At 73.8% G+C, this 2,163-nt stretch carries 4 protein-coding genes; 3 read left to right on the forward strand and 1 reads right to left on the reverse strand.

Annotated elements, in window-relative coordinates; genetic code table 11:
- Window positions 1–72: 72 nt before the first annotated feature.
- The 3 genes from DKT69_RS34960 to DKT69_RS34970 all read left to right on the forward strand — a co-directional run bounded on the left by DKT69_RS34960 (window position 73) and on the right by DKT69_RS34970 (window position 1,558).
- A complete protein-coding gene (locus DKT69_RS34960; RefSeq protein WP_109805648.1) occupies window positions 73–750 on the forward strand; it encodes a BON domain-containing protein in 678 nt (225 codons plus the stop codon).
- An 80-nt stretch (window positions 751–830) separates the two neighbouring features.
- Entirely contained in the window at window positions 831–1,010 is a 180-nt protein-coding gene (locus DKT69_RS34965) for a hypothetical protein (RefSeq protein WP_109805649.1), read from the forward strand.
- Entirely contained in the window at window positions 1,007–1,558 is a 552-nt protein-coding gene (locus tag DKT69_RS34970) for a DsbA family protein (RefSeq protein WP_109805650.1), read from the forward strand. Before DKT69_RS34965 ends, DKT69_RS34970 begins: the two co-directional genes overlap by 4 nt.
- A gap of 22 nt (window positions 1,559–1,580) precedes the next feature.
- On the opposite strand, the gene DKT69_RS34975 is transcribed toward DKT69_RS34970, so the two are convergent.
- The coding region (locus tag DKT69_RS34975; protein ID WP_146231303.1) for a helix-turn-helix transcriptional regulator at window positions 1,581–2,163 on the reverse strand (583 nt) is incomplete at its 5' end.

A 2,163-nucleotide genomic window follows, 5' to 3' on the forward strand; every position in this document is an offset into this window, starting at 1 on the left:
ACCCGGGGGACGGTCAGGATCGGGGTTGGCGGCATGTGTGCCGCGAAATCCGCATCTGTGAAGGAGTGACCGATGGCCACCGCAACCGTCACCCGGACCGACCAGGACATCCAGACCGATGTCCTCGACGAGCTGACCTGGGAACCCCGGGTACGCCCCAACGAGATCGGGGTGACCGTCACCGAAGGGGTGGTGACGCTGACCGGCTGGGTGGACAGCTACGCCAAGAAGTGGGCCGCCGAGCGGGCCGCGCACCGGGTGTCCCGGGTCCGCGCGGTCGCCAACGACCTCGCCGTCCGGATCGCCACCTCGGCCGAGAAGAGCGACCCGGAGATCGCCTTGGCGGCCACCCGGGCCGTGGAGTGGGACGCGTTCGTGCCGATCGAGGCCCTCCACGTGACCGTGGCGGACGGCTGGGTCACCCTGCACGGCGAGGTCGAATGGGAGTACCAGCGCCGGGCCGCCGAGCGCGCGGTCGGCCGGCTGACCGGCGTACGCGGGGTGAGCAACGGCATCACCGTCCGGCCGGCGGTCCGGGCCGACGGCCGCGACCTGGCCGAGCGGATCGTGGACGCGTTGGCCCGCAACGGCGCGACCGAGGCCGAGGGGATCAGCGTCCGGGTGCACGGCGACACCGTCGTGCTGGAGGGCCTGGTGCACTCGGTGCCCGAGCGCGAGGAGATCGAACGGGTCGTCTGGTCGGCGCCCGGCATCCGCGAGGTGCACAACCACGTCGCGGTGGGCCGCTGAGCGGACCCGGCCGGGCGGCCGGGGGAACCACCCGGGCCGGGTGATCCGGGCTCACCCGATGCGGAGCGAGGGTGGAACGCATGACTGATCCGAACGGGCTGATCAGATCCGGGCGTCCCGCACCCGGCCGCACCCTGCCGGCGACCCGGGGCACGGTCGCCGGGAACCACCCCTCCGCGGCCGACGTCGACCCCGGCGCGGACGGCATCCTCGACGCCCGCGAACGGTTGGCGGCGGATCGGCGGGTGACGGCCGGATGACCACGCCACTGCAGGTCACCACCGCGAGGCTGCGGATCCCGGTGACCGAGGTCGACCACGCCCGCGGGCCGGCGGAGGCGCCGGTGACCCTCGTCGAGTACGGCGACTTCCAGTGCCGGTTCTGCGGCGCCGCCCACGCGAACCTGACCGAGCTGCTGCGCCAGCGCGCAGACCAGGTCCGGCTGGTGTACCGGCACTTCCCCATCGCCAACGTGCACCCGTACGCGGAGAGCGCGGCGGAGGTGGCGGAAGCCGCCGGCCGGCGGGGACGGTACTGGGAGATGCACGACTGGCTATACGAGCACCAGGATCAACTCGACCCGGTGCACCTGTCGCTCGGTGTCGAACAGCTCGGGCTGCCACCCGACGAAATCGACGCCGAGGTGACGGGGCACGCGCACGCCGACCGGGTCCGGCGGGACTTTGTCGGGGGCATCCGCAGTGGCGTCACCGGCACCCCGACCCTGTTCGTCAACGAGGTCCGCCACGACGGCGGCTATGACCTGGCGGACCTGCTGGCCGCGGTGGACGCCGCCGCGAACGCCTGATCAGGTCCGGGTCGGCGCGCCGTCAGATCAACCGGAGCTCACGGGCCCGCCGGACCGCCTCGCGCCGGCGGGTCGCGTCGAGCTTGCGGTAGATATTGCGCACGTGCGTCTTCACCGTGTTGACCGACAGGGACAGCTCGCTGGCGATCTCCACGTTGGACAGGATGCTCTGCAGGTACCGCAGGATGGTCAGCTCCCGCTCGGTGAGCGGCTCGTCCAACGCCCGCTCCGGCGCGCCCGGCCGGTCCGCCGAATCGTCCGCGCGCCGCTCGTCCGCGCCGCGGACCAGGTCGCTCACCGTCGGCCAGTGCGCGGTGCCGGAGTCCAGGTGGGCGGCGAGCAGGTCACGGAATCCGGGCTCCGCGCGGGTGAAGACTCGGCGGTATCCCGCCGGCTCGGCCAGGTCGAGCACCCGCTCCACGATTCGACCGGCCCGCCGGTCGTCGCCACCCTCCCGGGCCAGGACCGCGTCGAGCACGCCGGCGGCGAGGCGTACCGGCAGCGGCCAGGACCCCGCGTCCGGCGCCGACCAGTCCGGCACCGCCCGCGCGGCGGCCCGGCGGTCGCCGGCCCGCAACTCCACCCGGGCCAGCGCCACCCCCAAG

The sequence above is a fragment of the Micromonospora sicca genome (assembly GCF_003172935.1).
Taxonomy (GTDB): Bacteria; Actinomycetota; Actinomycetes; order Mycobacteriales; family Micromonosporaceae; genus Micromonospora; species Micromonospora sicca.